The organism is Microbacterium laevaniformans, assembly GCF_016907555.1.
In the GTDB taxonomy this organism is placed as follows: Bacteria; Actinomycetota; Actinomycetes; order Actinomycetales; family Microbacteriaceae; genus Microbacterium; species Microbacterium laevaniformans.
In genome coordinates this window covers 3,016,642-3,031,132 of the sequence record NZ_JAFBCE010000001.1, presented here as the reverse complement: position 1 = coordinate 3,031,132, position 14,491 = coordinate 3,016,642, and the positions used below count along the sequence as shown (strand labels likewise).

Sequence of the window (14,491 nt, the reverse complement as noted above, 5' to 3'; positions counted from 1 at the left end):
CGCTGGCGCTGGCGGCGGTGGGGGTGACACGGATGACCCACCGCCGAACGCTCCGCGACCTGCAGCCGAGTCTCATCGGGTAGGGCGCGGCGCGGACTCCGCCCGCCCTCCCGCGCCACGTTCCGTATTCAGTCCGCGAGAGCACGGCGACCAGCCCCACCCGCGGGATTCCGGGTCGGCCGGCCGAGCGTGAGCCGGCAGAGACTGAAGACGGAACACGGAGAGGCGGAGAGGCGGGGGCAGGCAGGCGCATCCGCGCGTCACCCCCACCGGCGCCGACCCGCAGGCCTCTACGATCGGAAGGGACCCGGAGGAGACTCAATGGCGACCAGCGCTCGGCAGTTCGACGACGAGCGATCATCCGCCACTTTCGGCGACTCGCGGCGGAATCGCCGTCCGCGACACGACGAGGGGGCGGGGCGGGCATGACCGACGTCGAGGTGGTGGGATCGGGCCCCAACGCCCTGGCCGCCGCGGTCACGCTCGCGCGGGCGGGCCTGTCGGTGCGCGTCTTCGAACGGATGGCACAGCTCGGCGGCGGAGCCCGCACCACCGAGACGGTGGCACCCGGGTTCCGCCACGACACCTGCTCAGCCGTGCATCCGCTCGCGCTCGCCTCGCCCTTCTTCCGCGCATTCGGGCTCGCGCGGCGCGTGGAGTTCGTCACGCCGGAGATCTCGTTCGCGCATCCTTTGAGCCCCGCCGACGGCGGCTCCGGCATCGCGTACCGCGACCTGGAGCGCACCGTCGACGGCCTCGGCCGCGACGGTGCCGCCTACCGACGGTTGATCGCCCCTCTCGCCAGCCGCGCGCGGGAGGTCGCCCGGTTCACGGGGTCCCCGCTGCTGCGCGTGCCGCCGCATCCGCTCGTCACCGCCCGTTTCGGTGTGCGCGCGCTCGTCCAGGGCAGCGCCGCGTGGGATGCGCCCTTCACCGGCGCCGTCGCACCGGCCATGATCACCGGTGTCGCCGCCCATGCGATCGCGCCGCAGCCGAGCCTGGTCGCCGCGGCCGCCGGGCTCGCCCTGCAGACGCACGCGCACGCGGCCGGATGGCCGATCCCCATCGGCGGCTCGCAGGCGATCTCGGACGCTCTCGCCGACGACCTTCGCGCACACGGCGGCGAGATCGTTCTCGACCATGAGATCACCTCGCTCGACGAGCTGAGCGCCAGAGCGGTGGTGCTCGATGTCACGCCCCGCGCACTCGTGCGACTGGCGGGAGAGCGGATGCCGGGACCCTATCGGCGACGCCTGGAGCGATTCCGCTACGGCAGCGGCTCCGCGAAAGTGCAGTTCGTGCTGTCGGGGCCGGTCCCCTGGGCCGACGAACGGATCGCCGGAGCCGGCACCGTGCACATCGGCGGCACGCGTGCCCGGATCGCCGCGGCCGAGCGCGACGTGCTCGCCGGGCGACACGCGGCATCCCCCTATGTGCTCGTCTCGCAGCCGTCGGTCTTCGACTCCACCCGCGCACCCGAAGGCCACCACGCCCTCTGGGCGTACACGCACGTGCCGGCCGGTTCGACGGTGGACCAGACCGAGGCCGTGATCCGGGCAATCGAGAACGTCGCACCCGGGTTTCGCGATGTGATCATCGCGTCGCACAGTACGACCGCCGCGCAGCTCGAAGCCGACAACCCGAACTACATCGGCGGCGACATCGCGGCCGGCGCCGCGACACTGCGTCAGCTGCTCGCGCGCCCCGTCCTCAGCACCGAGCCGTGGCGTACGCCTCTGCCGGGCGTCTACCTCTGTGGGGCCGCGACGAGTCCCGGTCCGGGGGTCCACGGGCAGTCGGGATGGTTCGCGGCACGCAGCGTGTTACGGCACGAGTTCGGGATGGCGCACACGCCCTCGCTCGCGCCCTGAGATCCCTGCTCCGACCGCGTCAGCGCGTCGGCATCACCTTCTCGAAGCGGAAGCCCCGGTCCTCACCGTCGAAGCTCTCCGCCGACCCCTCCGGAGGGGTCGGACCGCCGGGCGGCTCCGGGTGAGGATGCCCCTCGTGGAAGAACTCCACCGCGTGAAAGCCGCAGACGTTGATGTAGAAGTGGATGTTGCGCACTTCGAAGTGTGGGGTGAAGGTCTCCCAGACCCTCGTGTCGGGATAGTGCTCCTCGATCGCCCGCCACGCCCGCCGACCGAGTCCCTTGCCCTCGCGGCCGGCATCGATGAAGAACGGCTCCAGCGACCGGCGGCCCGCCTCGCGGCCCGGAACGACGACGGCCCCTCCGACGCGTTCGCCATTCTCGAGCAGGTGCAGCACCTCGGCATCGGGAGCATCGAACGACTCTGCGAGCTCACGATCGCCGAGGGGAGGGATGCCGGGGCCGGACCTGTGACCCCCCAGTTGACGGTCCGGTCCCCGACTCGTCCAGTGTGGCGGCGATGCCGGACGTGTGCGCCGTTGTCCACAAGCGTCGCCGGCAGCGCCCGCGCATCCGCCGATGGGGAGGAGTTCTCGCGCTCAGCCGCCCGCGGCGGGGGGCGTGCGACGGGCCTCGTCGAGCTCGTCGACGTACAGCGAGCGTTCGTCGATCGTGCCGTTGCGATAGGCCTGGCGTCCGACCATGTGCGCCGACAGCGGCGCGGTGGCCAGCTGCATCATCACCACGGGGACGAGGAAGGCGACCACCGGCCAGCTCCGCAGCGACAGCGCGATCGCGAGGCAGATGAGAATGAGCCCGAGCACCTGCGGCTTCGTCGCGGCATGCAGCCGCGTCGGCACATCGCGAAAGCGCAGCAGCCCGATCGCCGCCGTGACGCACAGCAAACCGCCGATGAGCACGAGCACGAGGGCCGCGATGTCGAGGAGATCGTTCATCGGTCGGTGTTGTCCCTTCGTGCGACGAAGCGCGCCACCGCGATGGAGCCGAAGACACCGACGGCGGCGATGATGAGCAGCGCCGGCAGCGACCGGGTGTGGTGGTTGATCACCATGTCCGCGCCCAGGGCGCACATGACGAGCGTCAGCAGCACGTCCGATGCCACGGCGCGGTCGAGGATCGACGGCCCCACGATGATGCGCCACAGCGTGAGAAGCCCCGCCGCCGCGAAGACGACGTAGATGGCGATGATGAGAACGGTCATCGAGGTGCGCCGCCTTCCCGCGGCGAGCGCGCACCGATCTGCTGAATGGCCCGCAGCTGGGCGCGCGATCCCACCGCGCGCACGATGCGCGCCTCCCAGCCCTGCACGGCGCGGCGCTGCTTCTCCACATCCTCGGCGGAGGAGACGCCGATGACGTGCAGGAAGAGAATGCGCCGGTCACGGTCGACGTCGACGATCAGCGAGCCCGGGATGAGTGACGCCGTCACGCCGACGTGGGCCATGATCAGGTCGTCGTCGGTGCGCAGCGGCACCGCGATCACCGCGGTGCCCGGATAGCGTCGCGGATTGAGGGTCTGCCACGCGACGAGCAAGGATCCACGGATCAGAGCGAGGAAGAACATCACCACGAAGACGAGGCCGTACCAGAAGTTCACCCGTCCCGACAGCTCGACCGCCGGCAGTCGGAACACGCGGGTGACCACGAGCGCCACGACGACGCCGGTCACGGCGGCGAGCACCGTGAACTGACCCCACAGCAGCATCCACAGGGCGACCAGCCACACGAAGAAGGGAAGCTGGCGCCAGACGGCAGCCGCCACCGACGACGTCGGACTCATGATCCGCCCCCGTCGTCGAGCTGCACCAGCGTCACGGGCGTGAGCAGCGCGTCGCCGATGCTCGCGCACAGCGCGTAGAGGGGACCGGCGAAGACCGTGAGGGCGACCGTAACCGCGACCATCCCCGCCGTCGTCGCGGTCATGATGCGCGGAATGACGCGGCGCGCGCCCTCGTCGTCGGCTGCCGGGGCGTCACCGAGGTACGAGATGCGCTCGACGACGCCGGTCTCCTCCGAATGGTCGTCGTCCTCGCGCCAGAAGGCGAGGTTCCACGCGCGCATGAGGGTGTAGAGGGTCAACAGCGACGTGACGATGCCGCCGACGATCAGGAGGTACATGAGTGGCGTGCCGACCTCGGCCGCCGCGTCGAACAGCGCGAGCTTGCCGATGAATCCCGAGAACGGCGGCAGCCCGCCGAGGTTGATCGCCGGGATGAAGAACAGCACCGCGAGCAGGGGTGCAGCGCGCATCAGCCCCTTGACCTTGAGGATCGATGTCGAGCCGGCACGACGCTCGACGAGCCCGACCGCGAGGAAGAGCGTGGTCTGCACGATGATGTGGTGGACCATGTAATAGGTGGTCGCGCCGAGGGCGAGAGGCGTCGCGATCGCGAGCCCGAACACGAGGTAGCCGACGTGGCTGACGAGTGTGAACGACAGGATGCGCTTGAGCTCGGCTTGGGCCAGCGCGCCGAGGACGCCGACGATCATGGTCGCCAGCGCGACGATCAGCAGCAGCGTGTTGACGTCGTTGTCCCGAAAGATCTGCGTCTCGGTGCGGATCATCGCGTAGACGCCGACCTTCGTCAGCAGGCCTGCGAAGACCGCGGTGACGGGTGCCGGCGCGGTCGGGTACGAGTCGGGCAGCCAGAACGACAGCGGGAACACCGCCGCCTTGATGCTGAAGGCGAGCAGGAGCATCAGATGCAGGACGAGCTGCGTCGAATCGGGAAGCTCTGTCATCCTCTCGGCCAGCTGCGCGATGTTCACGGTGCCCAGGGCACCGTAGATGGCAGCGATGGCGGCGAGGAAGAGGATCGAGGAGACGAGCGAGACGACGATGTAGACGACCCCGGCGCGGATACGCGACTCCGTGGAACCGAGGGTGATGAGCACGTACGAGGCGACCAGCAGGATCTCGAAGCCGACGTACAGGTTGAAGAGGTCGCCCGCGATGAACGCGTTGAAGATGCCCGCCGACAGGATGAGATACGAGGGGTGGAAGATCGTCACGGGGGTGTCGTCGTCGCCGTCGGCGGCGCCCTGCCCGACGGAGAAGAGCAGAACGGCAAGCAGCACGATGCTGGAGATCACGACGAGCAGCGCCGCGAGACGATCGACGTACAGCACGATCCCGAACGGAATCGGCCAGCCGCCCACCGACACGGCGATCGCCTGCCCCGACGAGTCGACGGTGTACAGGAGCACGGCGGCGATCGCCAGCACGAGGGTGAGCGTGACGACCGACACACCGACCTGAACGCGGCGCTGGCGACCGAAGACGAGCGCGATGCCGGCGCCGAGCAACGGCAGGGCGACGAGAAGGGGAACCAGAGCGCTCATCGCGCATCACCGCCCTCTCGGCCGTCTCGACCCGGACGGTCGACGGGGGCGTCGTCGCGGATGCCGTCGAGATCGCGATGGTGCAGCACCGTGATCGGGGCGGTCTCGGTGCCGATGAAGTCGGTCGTCGCGTCCTCGTCCTCGTCTTCAATGGACGTCTCGTCGTCCATCTCGTCCTCTTCGACGGCACCGCGATCACGCACGGCGATGTCTTCCTCGTCGTCGACCACCGTGTCGGCCCGGCCGAGCTGCCACGAGCGGTAGATGAGCGCGAGCAGGAAGGCCGAGACGGCGAAGGTGATGACGATCGCCGTCAACGTCAGCGCCTGCGGCAGCGGGTCACTCATCTCGTCGACGCCGCCCGCACCGAAGAACGGGGCGATGCCGGGGCGGCCCATGACGACGAGCAGGAACAGGTTGGTGGCGTTGCCCAGCAGCAGGAAGCCGATGAGCACGCGGGTGAGGCTACGCTCGAGCATGGCGTAGACGCCGCACGCGAAGAGGGCGGCCATGATGACGATGAGAACGGCCGAGACGGTCACGAGACCATCACCCCCCTCTCGCGAAGCTCCTGAGTCTGCCGGTCGACCTCGCCACCGAGCGAACGCAGCACGTCGAGCACGAGACCGATCACGACGAGGTAGACACCGATGTCGAAGAGCGTCGACGTCACGAACTCGATGTGACCGACCACCGGGATCTCCGCCTCCCAGAGCACGCTCTTCAGGGGCGGCAGGCCGAACAGCAGCGGCACCACCGCGGAGGCCACGGCGAGCGCCATCCCCGCACCGAGAAGGCGCCCGGCATCCGTGGGGGCGGCCGCCCCGAGCTCGTACCGACCACCGGCGACGTAGCGCATGACCAGCGCCATACCGGCGACCAGGCCACCCGCAAAGCCGCCGCCGGGAAGGTTGTGACCGGCGAAGAGCAGGTAGATCGACACGACGATGATCGTGTGGAAGAGGATCCGAACGATGACTTCGAGCAAGAGCGACCGATTCTCCGGGCGAACCTTCTGTCCACCCACGAGCCATGTCTGACGCGTGCTGTCGGGATCGCTTCCGCGGGGACGCGGCCCCTCCGCGGTCTCGATGAGGGGCCGCCGCGTGCGGGTGACCCCCGTCGGCAGCGCCGAGATCGATCGCGAGATGAGATCGGAGCGGTGGGTGACGAAAACCAGCGAGGCCACCCCAGTCGCGGCGAGGATCAGGACCGACAGCTCTCCCATCGTGTCCCAGCCGCGCAGGTCGACGAGGGCGACGTTCACGACGTTCTTGCCGTGCCCGAGCTGGTAGGCGAGGTCGGGGAAGCGATCGGAGATCGGCGTCGCGACGCGCGCACCGGTCGCGACCATCGCGACCATCGCCATCGTCGCGCCGACCGCAATGGCGAGGATCGCCCGGAGGATCGGCTTGACGGAGGCGTTGTGCTCCCCCAGGCGCGCGGGGATCCGACGCAGCACCAGAGCGAACGCCACGAGGGTGACGGTCTCGACGAGGATCTGCGTCAGGGCGAGGTCGGGCGCCCCGCTCGTCGCGAACAGGGCGATCATGCCGAGTCCCGTCGCCGAGACCAGCACGACGCCGGTGTAGCGCTTTCGGGCCCGCACCGCGAAGATCCCCGCGATGATCATGATCGGAGCGACCACCAGCTGCATGGGCGTCTGCCAGGCGTCGAGCGAGATCTGCCAGTCGCGGCCCGCGAACAGCGCCGTGCCCTCGGCCGCCACGAAGACGACGAAGATCGTGCCGACGTACAGCGGAAGCGAACCCCGCTGGGTGAAGGTCGTGGTCCACACGGCGATGCGCGCGATCATGCGCAGCACCAGGTTGTAGACGTCGGCGGCCGTGAACGGCATCAGGCGACGCGGCATACGCCCCGTGCGCTGTGCGATCGTGAATACCAGCGCGCCCAGGGCGATGCTGCCCAGCGACAGGAACAGGGCCGGCTCCCATCCGTGCCAGAGCGCCAGGTGGTACGGATATCCGCCGGCGGTGGGGAGCGTGTCGGCGTAGCCGGAGAAGGCGTGATCGAGCAGCGGTGCCGTGAAGCCGGCGGCGAGAGTCAGGACGGCCAACAGGATCGGCGCCGCGAGGAAGCCCAGCGGCGGATCGGGCCATTGCGTGGCAGGGCGGGCCGCGCCGTCGGCATCCTTCTTCGTCCAGAAGGCGCCCCACACGAAACGCAGACCGTACGCGGTCGTGAGGATCGAGCCGAGAAGGATGCCGAGCAGAGGGATGAGCGCATCAGGGCGCGTGCCGCCTTCGAGCAGCGAGCTGAGCACCGCCTCTTTCGCAACGAAACCGACGGTGGGGGCGAATCCCACCATCGATGCGACAGCGATGATCGAGACCACCGCGAGCGTGGGTGCCTGGCGCCCCACGCCGGACAGTTCACCGATGTCACGGGTCGACAGCTGACGGTCGATGACGCCGACCACGAGGAAGAGCGCCGATTTGAAGAGCGCGTGGCCGATCAGCAGCGCGAGGCCCGCGAGCGCGGAGTTACGCTCTCCGTAGCCCAGCACGACCGTCAGCATGCCGAGCTGGCTCACCGTGCCGAACGCGAGGATGCGCTTGAGATCGGATTCGCGCAACGCCTGGAAGCCGCCCAGCAGCATCGTGAAGATTCCCAGACCGATGACGATCGGTCGCCACAGCTCGTTCTCGGCGAACGCCGGCGCGAGCCGGGCGATCAGATAGATGCCGGCCTTGACCATCGCGGCCGCATGCAGATACGCGCTCACGGGCGTGGGCGCGGCCATCGCACCGGGGAGCCAGAAGTGGAAGGGGAAGATGGCCGACTTGCTGAGCGCACCGACCAGCAGCAGAACGATCGCGGTGGCGAGCAGTCCGTCACTTCCCGGCCGCAGGGCCGCCGCACCGCTCACGATCGCGGTGATGCTGTTCGTGCCGTAGATCACCGAGAGCATGACCGCGCCGACGAACATCACGAGTCCGCCGAGCGTCGTGACGAGCAGCGCCTGGAGGGCGGCTCGTCGGCTCGCGCCGCGCGCGTGGTAGAAGCCGATGAGCAGGTAGGACAGGATGCTGGTGATCTCCCAGAACATCACGAGCACGATGATGTCGTCCGTCAGGACGAGTCCGTACATCGCCCCCGCGAACCCGAGGAGCACCGCGGCGAACAGGCCGACGCCCTGCGTCTTGCCGTCGAAGTACCAGCGGCAATACAGCAGGACGAGCGCTCCCACCCCGGTGACGATGAGCGTGAGGACCCAGCTGAGGGTGTCCATGCGCATCGAGAGATCGATGCCGAGTTGGGGAATCCAACGAAGGGACTCGGCCGGCACCCGACCGGCGACGACCTCGGGCGTGGCGATGGCGGCGTGGACGAAGGCCACGACCGGCAGCAGCGCTGCGACGAAGAATGCTCGCGAGCCGATGCGCCCGACCAGCCACGGCAGCGCCAGCGGAATCACCGCGAACGCAGCCAGGAGCACGAGCAATCTGGCCTCCTGACGGGTCGCGGGGGTCGGAAGGCCAGTCTACCGGGCGCCCGGTGTCACCCGGCGCGCGAGGTCGTATTACCGATGCGGAATGTGGAAGTGAGGTCGACCGACTCCGGTTCACGCCCGTCGAGCATCGCAGCGATCGCGGCGCCTGCCGCCCGGCCCTTGGCCGTCGCGGGCTGGACGAGCGTGGTCAGCTCGTAGGGGGCGAGCCCGTCGACGGGAACGCCGTCGAACCCGGTGACGCTGACGTCCTGGGGCACGCGCAGACCGGCATCCTCGGCGGCGCGGATGACACCGGCGGCCAGAAGGTCGCTCTGCGAGATGACGGCGGTGGGCCGGGTGCGCGGGTCGGCGAACAGCACGCGGCCCGCGGCGAATCCGTCGTCGATGGAGCTGCCCGCGCACGCGAAGGCCGGCGCGTCGGGGAAGACGTCACGAGCTCCCTGAAGGCGATCGCGCGTCACGTCGACCGCGATCTCGGCATCCGGCGCGATCCACCCGACCGTGCCGGCGGCGTCCTGCCACAGCGTGACGATCGCGACGCGGGTGTGGCCGAGATCGCGGACGTGCTGCGCCGCCCGCCGCTGCGCGTCACGGTTGTCCAGAGCGATGCGGGGAATGCCCTCGCCGGCGTCTCCTTCGACCACCACGACGGGGATGCCGCGGGCCTGGACGATCGGCAGCGACGCGCGGAGCGACCCATCGCAGCCGATGAGCACCGCGGCGTCGATGGACGCCGTCGTCAGGGTGGGGGCGTTCTCGATGTCGAGCTCGGCGTCGCGGCGAAGGAGGAGGAGGCCCGCACCGAGGGGGGCGACGGCTTCGGCGAGCCCGTCCATCAGGAGACGCTGGACGGGGTCGACGAACATGAAGTTCAAGGATGAACCGACGACGACGGCGACGATGCCGCTGCGGCCCAGACGCAGCGAGGCGGCGCGGGGGTCGGGCCCGGTGTAGCCGAGGGAGTCGGCGGCCTCGATGACCCGCAGTCGCGTGGTGTCCGAGACCGGGGTCTTGCCGCTGAAGACGACGGACGCCGTCGACGGCGAGACGCCCGCGACGCGGGCGACGTCGGCGATGGTGGCCCGGCGGTTCGTCACTCCCCGATGCTAACCCGCGTCGAATCGTTTCGGGCCGGGGATCGGGGATGTGGCGCGCTCGTCGTCGAGGCATCGAATCGATTCGAGAAAAGTGGATACAGTGAGGGGGTGATCTCCCGCTCCCGCCTCGACCGCAGCCAGCTCGTCCGCTGGCGGACCTCGATCTTCACGCTGTTCCTCCTGTGCGGCGTGACCTTCGCGTCCTGGGCGTCGCGGCTGCCGGCCGTCAAGCAGAACCTCGCGATCGACGACTTCGAGGTCGGCATCCTGCTGTTCGCCATGGGTGCCGGCTCGCTCATCGGCGTGATGTCGGCCAACGTCGTGGTCGTTCGCTGGGGCGCCAAGCGCGGACTGTCCGTCACGATCGTGGGCATCGCCATCGGCCTGTTCCTGGCCGCGCTGGGAGTGGACGCGCTGTCGTCCTATCTCCTGACGGTGATCGGATTGGCGACCCTCGGCCTGTGCTTCGGCGCCACGGACGTCATGATGAACGTCGAGGCGGCCGAGGTCGAGCAGGCGTTCGAGCGCACTCTCATGCCGCTTTTCCACGCGTTCTTCAGCCTCGGCACCGTCGCGGGCGCCGGTATCGGCGTCGCGATGACGGCCTGGGGCGTCGGTGCATCGTGGCACCTCGGCACCGTGGCCGTCGTCTGGCTCGTGATCACGGCCAACGCGCTGCGATCCATCCCCCTGCAGGCGCAGGTCACGGTCGACCCCGACGCCGCGTCTCCGGGGCGCCGGGAGCGCCTGCATGCCGCGCTCGAGGTCTGGCGCGACCCCCGCACCTATGCGATCGGCGCGATCATCCTCGGCATGGCCTTCGCCGAGGGCAGCGCGAACGACTGGCTGACGATCGCGGTCGTCGACGGTCACAACGGGTCGGAGGCCACCGGAGCGGTCTTCCTCACGGTCTTCTCCGTCGCGATGACGGTGTTCCGCGCGGTGGGCGGCCCGCTCGTCGACCGCATCGGTCGCGTGTGGACCCTGCGCGCCCTGTCGGTGGCCGCCGGGGTGGGCCTGGTCGTCTTCATCCTCGCGCCGAACCTTCCGATCGCCTTCATCGGCGTCGCCCTGTGGGGCGCCGGCGCGTCGCTGGGCTTCCCCCTCGGCATGTCGGCTGCGGCCGACGATCCTCGCAAGGCCGCGGCGTCCGTCTCCGCAGCGGCGACCATCGGCTACGTCGCCTTCCTCTGCGGACCGCCGGTGCTCGGCTGGGTCAGCCACCAGATCGGCATCCTGAACACCCTCTGGATCATCGTCGGCCTCATCGCGATGAGCGGGTTGGCCTCGGGGGCCGCGAAGCCGATCGCGGGGTCGAAGGTGGGCGCGGGACACCACTGAGGCGGTCGCTCTCCCCGGGATGCCGCGACGGTCATCTGTGGATGAATCGAACAAATGTCCGAAGGTCGCCGTACACTCGGGGTATGACGGAGATCGCGCCGGGGGGCGTCATCGAGACCGACAGCGGCGGCCGGTTCGTGGCTGTGCTGTCGGGTCTCGTTGCGGACACTGAGGCGGTGGCTCGCGCTGTGACGGCGGCCCAGGTCGCGGAGGTGCGGGTGCTGGCGCGGGCAGGTCAGCTCGCGGAGCGGGAGGCGGCGGCACAGCGGGGGTCGGTGCGGGAGCACGACATGGTGTTGCGCTCGATCGCGGCGGAGCTGGGTGGGGTGCTGCGGGTGACCGATCGGACGGTGCAGCAGCGGATCGGTGAGGCGCGTGAACTCGTCGAAAGCTACCCCGCGACCCTCGACGCGTGGGAGGCGGAGCGGATCACGCGTGGTCATGTGCGGGTGATCGTGGATGCCGGCGGGCTCGTTCCCGCCGAGCGGCGGGCGGAGTTCGAAGCGGAGGCGATCCGGCTCTGTGAGGGGGATACGCCCAACCGGGTGCGGGCGGCGGTGGAGATTCTCGCCGAACGCACCGCGGAGCGTTCCTTCACCGAGCGCCACCGCACGGCGAGCGCGTGCCGCCGGGTCCGGGTGATCCCCGGGGCTGATGGCATGTCCGACCTCGTCGCGACAGTGCCGACGGTCATCGCCCACGGCATCCTCGACCGTCTTACGCAGCAGGCGATGGTGATCGCCGACAGCCGCCATCACGAAGGCGACGGCGTTGGCGATGGCGATACGCGGACGATGGCTCAGATTCGCGCCGACGTGCTCAGCGACATGCTGCTCACCGGCAGCCCGACCGTCGACCCCAGCGCGGTCGGCGACCGGCCCGGGGCCCTGGGCGCGATCCGTGCGCAGGTTCAGGTCATCGTCCCCGCACTCACCCTGCTCGACGCCGACGACGGACCCGCCGACCTCGTCGGACGTACCCCGGTCGACGCCGACACCGCCCGCGCTCTCGCCGCAAACGCGCCCACGCTCACCCGGATCCTCACCGACCCCGTCGACGGGACCGTGATCGCCGTCGATCGGTACCGCACCGCACAGTCGCAGCGCCGATTTCTCCGCGCCCGCGACCAGCACTGCCGGTTCCCCGGATGCCGACGGGCCGCGATCCGCTGCGAGATCGACCACACCGTCGACCACGCGCAGGGCGGCCCCACCGCGCTCTGGAACCTCGCCCACCTGTGTCAGCGGCACCACTCGATGAAGCAGTTCACCTCCTGGAGAGTGCGACAACACCCCGGCGGCATCCTCGAATGGACCTCACCCACCGGACGGGTCTACCGCGAAGACGCCCCCGTCCCGCTCGTGGCGTTCACGGTCGACCCACCACCGCATCCACCAGCGGAATCCGTGCCACCCTTCTGAGCGACCGCGCGGGTTCTCCCCGCGCGCCCTGCGAGACTGGACGGGTGCGTCTCATCATCGCCCGCTGCTCCGTCGACTACTCCGGACGGCTGAACACCCACCTTCCCCTCGCGACCCGTCTGATCATGATCAAGGCCGATGGCACCGTCGCGTTCCATCGAGACATTCAGCACGCCCCGCTCAACTGGATGAGCCCGCCGTGCACCCTGACCGTCGAGGCACCGGATGCCGAGTCGGCGTCGGCCGGCGTGATCGAACACTGGCGGGTCACCCACGCGAAGACCGGCGATGCTCTTCTCGTGCGGATCTACGAGGTGCTGCACGACTCGTCGCACGAGCTCGGCGTCGATCCCGGCCTGCAGAAGGACGGTGTCGAGGCCGACCTGCAGCGGCTGCTCGCCGAGCAGGTCGACGTGATCGGGGAGGGTCTCACTCTCGTGCGCCGGGAGTTCCCGACGGCGATCGGCCCCGTCGATCTGCTGCTGCGCAATCCGAACGGCGGCACGATCGCGGTCGAGGTCAAACGCCGCGGTGACATCGACGGTGTCGAGCAGCTCACCCGGTACCTCGAGCTGCTCAACCGCGACCCCCACCTCGCGCCGGTGGCAGGAGTGTTCGCCGCCCAGGAGATCAAACCGCAAGCCAAGACGCTCGCCGGCGACCGCGGCATCCGCTGCGTGACACTCGACTACGAGGGTATGAAGGGCGTCGAATCGGGCGCGCCGCGACTGTTCTGACAGCACCCTAGGCTGGACCCATGACGATGCGATCCCCTTTCACGTGCGTGCTCTGGGACGTCGACGGGACCCTCGTCGATGCTTCCGACGGCATTCTCCGCCGTCTCACGACCGCCCTCGAGCACTTCGGCAAGCCCGCGCCGACGCGTGACGAGCTCGTGCATTGGATCGGTCCGCCGATGTTCAACTCGTTCCAGGACAACGTCGGCATGACGCCGGAACAGGCCACCGAGGCCGTCGCGTACTACCGCACCCTCGGCAAGGCCGACGGGTACACCACGGGAGCGCGGCTCTACCCGGGAGTGGCCGAGATCATCGCCGACCTCGACACCGCACGCATCGCTCAGGCGACCGCGAGTTCGAAGCCGGAGGTGCAGGTCGTCGCCCTCATGGAGCACTTCGACCTGGCGCCGCACATGACGGCGATGGTGGGCTCGACCTCCGATGAGAAGACGCTCGCGTCGAAGTCCGACATCGTCGCCGAAGCCCTCCGCCGCCTACACGCGGCCGGAGTCGACACGAGCCGTCCGGTCCTCATCGGCGACCGTCACCACGACGTCGAGGGCGGCGCCGCGCAGGGGGTGCCGGTGATCTTCGTCCGCTGGGGTTTCAGCTGGCCACACGAGGCCGATGGCGCGTCCGCCGCCGTGGAAGATGCGGCGCAGCTGCGGGCACTGCTGCTCATCGACGAAGAGTCCGCGTCTCACGCCGACTGAGATCGGCCGAGAAAGAGGGGCGCTGCGCGGCGATCGCCGCTGCAGCCGTGAGCGCCGAGAAGATCGTGCGACTCGATCTGGAGTGATCCTCGCTCACGACGAACGAGCCGTCGTCACACAAGGTGTGGACGACGGCTCGCTCCGACGTGAAAACGGCCCGCTCGAAAGCGGGCCGTCGAACTCACAGGGGTCGGATGTTCTCCGCCTGCAGGCCCTTGGGGCCCTGGGCGATCTCGAACTCGACGCGCTGGTTCTCCTCGAGCGAGCGGTAGCCGCCCGACTGAATGGCGGAGTAGTGGGCGAAGACGTCAGCGCCGCCCTCATCGGGAGCGATGAACCCGAAGCCCTTCTCCGAGTTGAACCACTTGACGGTACCGCTGGTGCTCATGAACTGCCTTACTGACGTGCGATGACGACGCGAGTGCGCCGACGGGCTCCACGCTAACGGTCGGCATGGCCTCGCGCAGTATGA

General features: G+C 69.5%; 14 protein-coding genes. 5 read left to right on the top strand and 9 right to left on the bottom strand.

Going from position 1 to position 14,491, the window contains the following annotated elements:
- The first annotated feature begins 425 nt into the window (after positions 1–425).
- A complete protein-coding gene (locus JOE53_RS14595; RefSeq protein ID WP_204948138.1) occupies positions 426–1,871 on the top strand; it encodes a phytoene desaturase family protein in 1,446 nt (481 codons plus the stop codon).
- A 19-nt stretch (positions 1,872–1,890) separates the two neighbouring features.
- Here JOE53_RS14595 and JOE53_RS14590 read toward each other — a convergent pair whose 3' ends face one another.
- The 8 genes from JOE53_RS14590 to JOE53_RS14555 form a co-directional block, all read right to left on the bottom strand.
- Positions 1,891–2,325, bottom strand: coding sequence for a GNAT family N-acetyltransferase (locus JOE53_RS14590; RefSeq protein WP_271170996.1), 435 nt, complete (start codon positions 2,323–2,325; stop codon positions 1,891–1,893).
- A gap of 144 nt (positions 2,326–2,469) precedes the next feature.
- Positions 2,470–2,826: a monovalent cation/H(+) antiporter subunit G gene (gene mnhG, locus JOE53_RS14585; RefSeq protein WP_036286831.1), complete on the bottom strand. Its 357-nt coding sequence runs from the start codon at positions 2,824–2,826 to the stop codon at positions 2,470–2,472.
- Positions 2,823–3,092 (bottom strand): monovalent cation/H+ antiporter complex subunit F, encoded by a 270-nt coding sequence (locus tag JOE53_RS14580; RefSeq protein WP_036286829.1) that lies wholly within the window; start codon positions 3,090–3,092, stop codon positions 2,823–2,825. Before JOE53_RS14580 ends, mnhG begins: the two co-directional genes overlap by 4 nt.
- Positions 3,089–3,670 (bottom strand): Na+/H+ antiporter subunit E, encoded by a 582-nt coding sequence (locus JOE53_RS14575; protein WP_036286827.1) that lies wholly within the window; start codon positions 3,668–3,670, stop codon positions 3,089–3,091. The genes JOE53_RS14580 and JOE53_RS14575 overlap by 4 nt, the downstream gene beginning before the upstream one ends.
- Positions 3,667–5,232: a Na+/H+ antiporter subunit D gene (locus tag JOE53_RS14570; protein WP_204948137.1), complete on the bottom strand. Its 1,566-nt coding sequence runs from the start codon at positions 5,230–5,232 to the stop codon at positions 3,667–3,669. Before JOE53_RS14570 ends, JOE53_RS14575 begins: the two co-directional genes overlap by 4 nt.
- On the bottom strand, positions 5,229–5,774 hold the full coding sequence (locus JOE53_RS14565) for a Na(+)/H(+) antiporter subunit C (protein WP_204948136.1): 546 nt from the start codon (positions 5,772–5,774) through the stop codon (positions 5,229–5,231). Before JOE53_RS14565 ends, JOE53_RS14570 begins: the two co-directional genes overlap by 4 nt.
- On the bottom strand, positions 5,771–8,698 hold the full coding sequence (locus JOE53_RS14560; protein WP_204948135.1) for a Na+/H+ antiporter subunit A: 2,928 nt from the start codon (positions 8,696–8,698) through the stop codon (positions 5,771–5,773). Before JOE53_RS14560 ends, JOE53_RS14565 begins: the two co-directional genes overlap by 4 nt.
- Positions 8,699–8,754: 56 nt before the next feature.
- A complete protein-coding gene (locus JOE53_RS14555; RefSeq protein ID WP_204948134.1) occupies positions 8,755–9,804 on the bottom strand; it encodes a LacI family DNA-binding transcriptional regulator in 1,050 nt (349 codons plus the stop codon).
- A 108-nt stretch (positions 9,805–9,912) separates the two neighbouring features.
- On the opposite strand from JOE53_RS14555, the gene JOE53_RS14550 reads away from it, so the two are divergent.
- From JOE53_RS14550 to JOE53_RS14535, 4 genes are all read left to right on the top strand, one after another.
- Positions 9,913–11,145: an MFS transporter gene (locus tag JOE53_RS14550; RefSeq protein WP_204948133.1), complete on the top strand. Its 1,233-nt coding sequence runs from the start codon at positions 9,913–9,915 to the stop codon at positions 11,143–11,145.
- Between the two features lie 83 nt (positions 11,146–11,228).
- Positions 11,229–12,566 (top strand): HNH endonuclease signature motif containing protein, encoded by a 1,338-nt coding sequence (locus JOE53_RS14545; RefSeq protein WP_204948132.1) that lies wholly within the window; start codon positions 11,229–11,231, stop codon positions 12,564–12,566.
- 44 nt (positions 12,567–12,610) lie between these two features.
- Positions 12,611–13,303, top strand: coding sequence for an endonuclease NucS (gene nucS, locus JOE53_RS14540; RefSeq protein ID WP_005054764.1), 693 nt, complete (start codon positions 12,611–12,613; stop codon positions 13,301–13,303).
- 20 nt (positions 13,304–13,323) lie between these two features.
- A complete protein-coding gene (locus tag JOE53_RS14535; RefSeq protein WP_061683403.1) occupies positions 13,324–14,019 on the top strand; it encodes an HAD hydrolase-like protein in 696 nt (231 codons plus the stop codon).
- A 181-nt stretch (positions 14,020–14,200) separates the two neighbouring features.
- Here JOE53_RS14535 and JOE53_RS14530 read toward each other — a convergent pair whose 3' ends face one another.
- Complete coding sequence (locus JOE53_RS14530; protein ID WP_028496198.1) at positions 14,201–14,407, bottom strand: cold-shock protein; 207 nt, start codon at positions 14,405–14,407, stop codon at positions 14,201–14,203.
- Between the last annotated feature and the right edge of the window lie 84 nt (positions 14,408–14,491).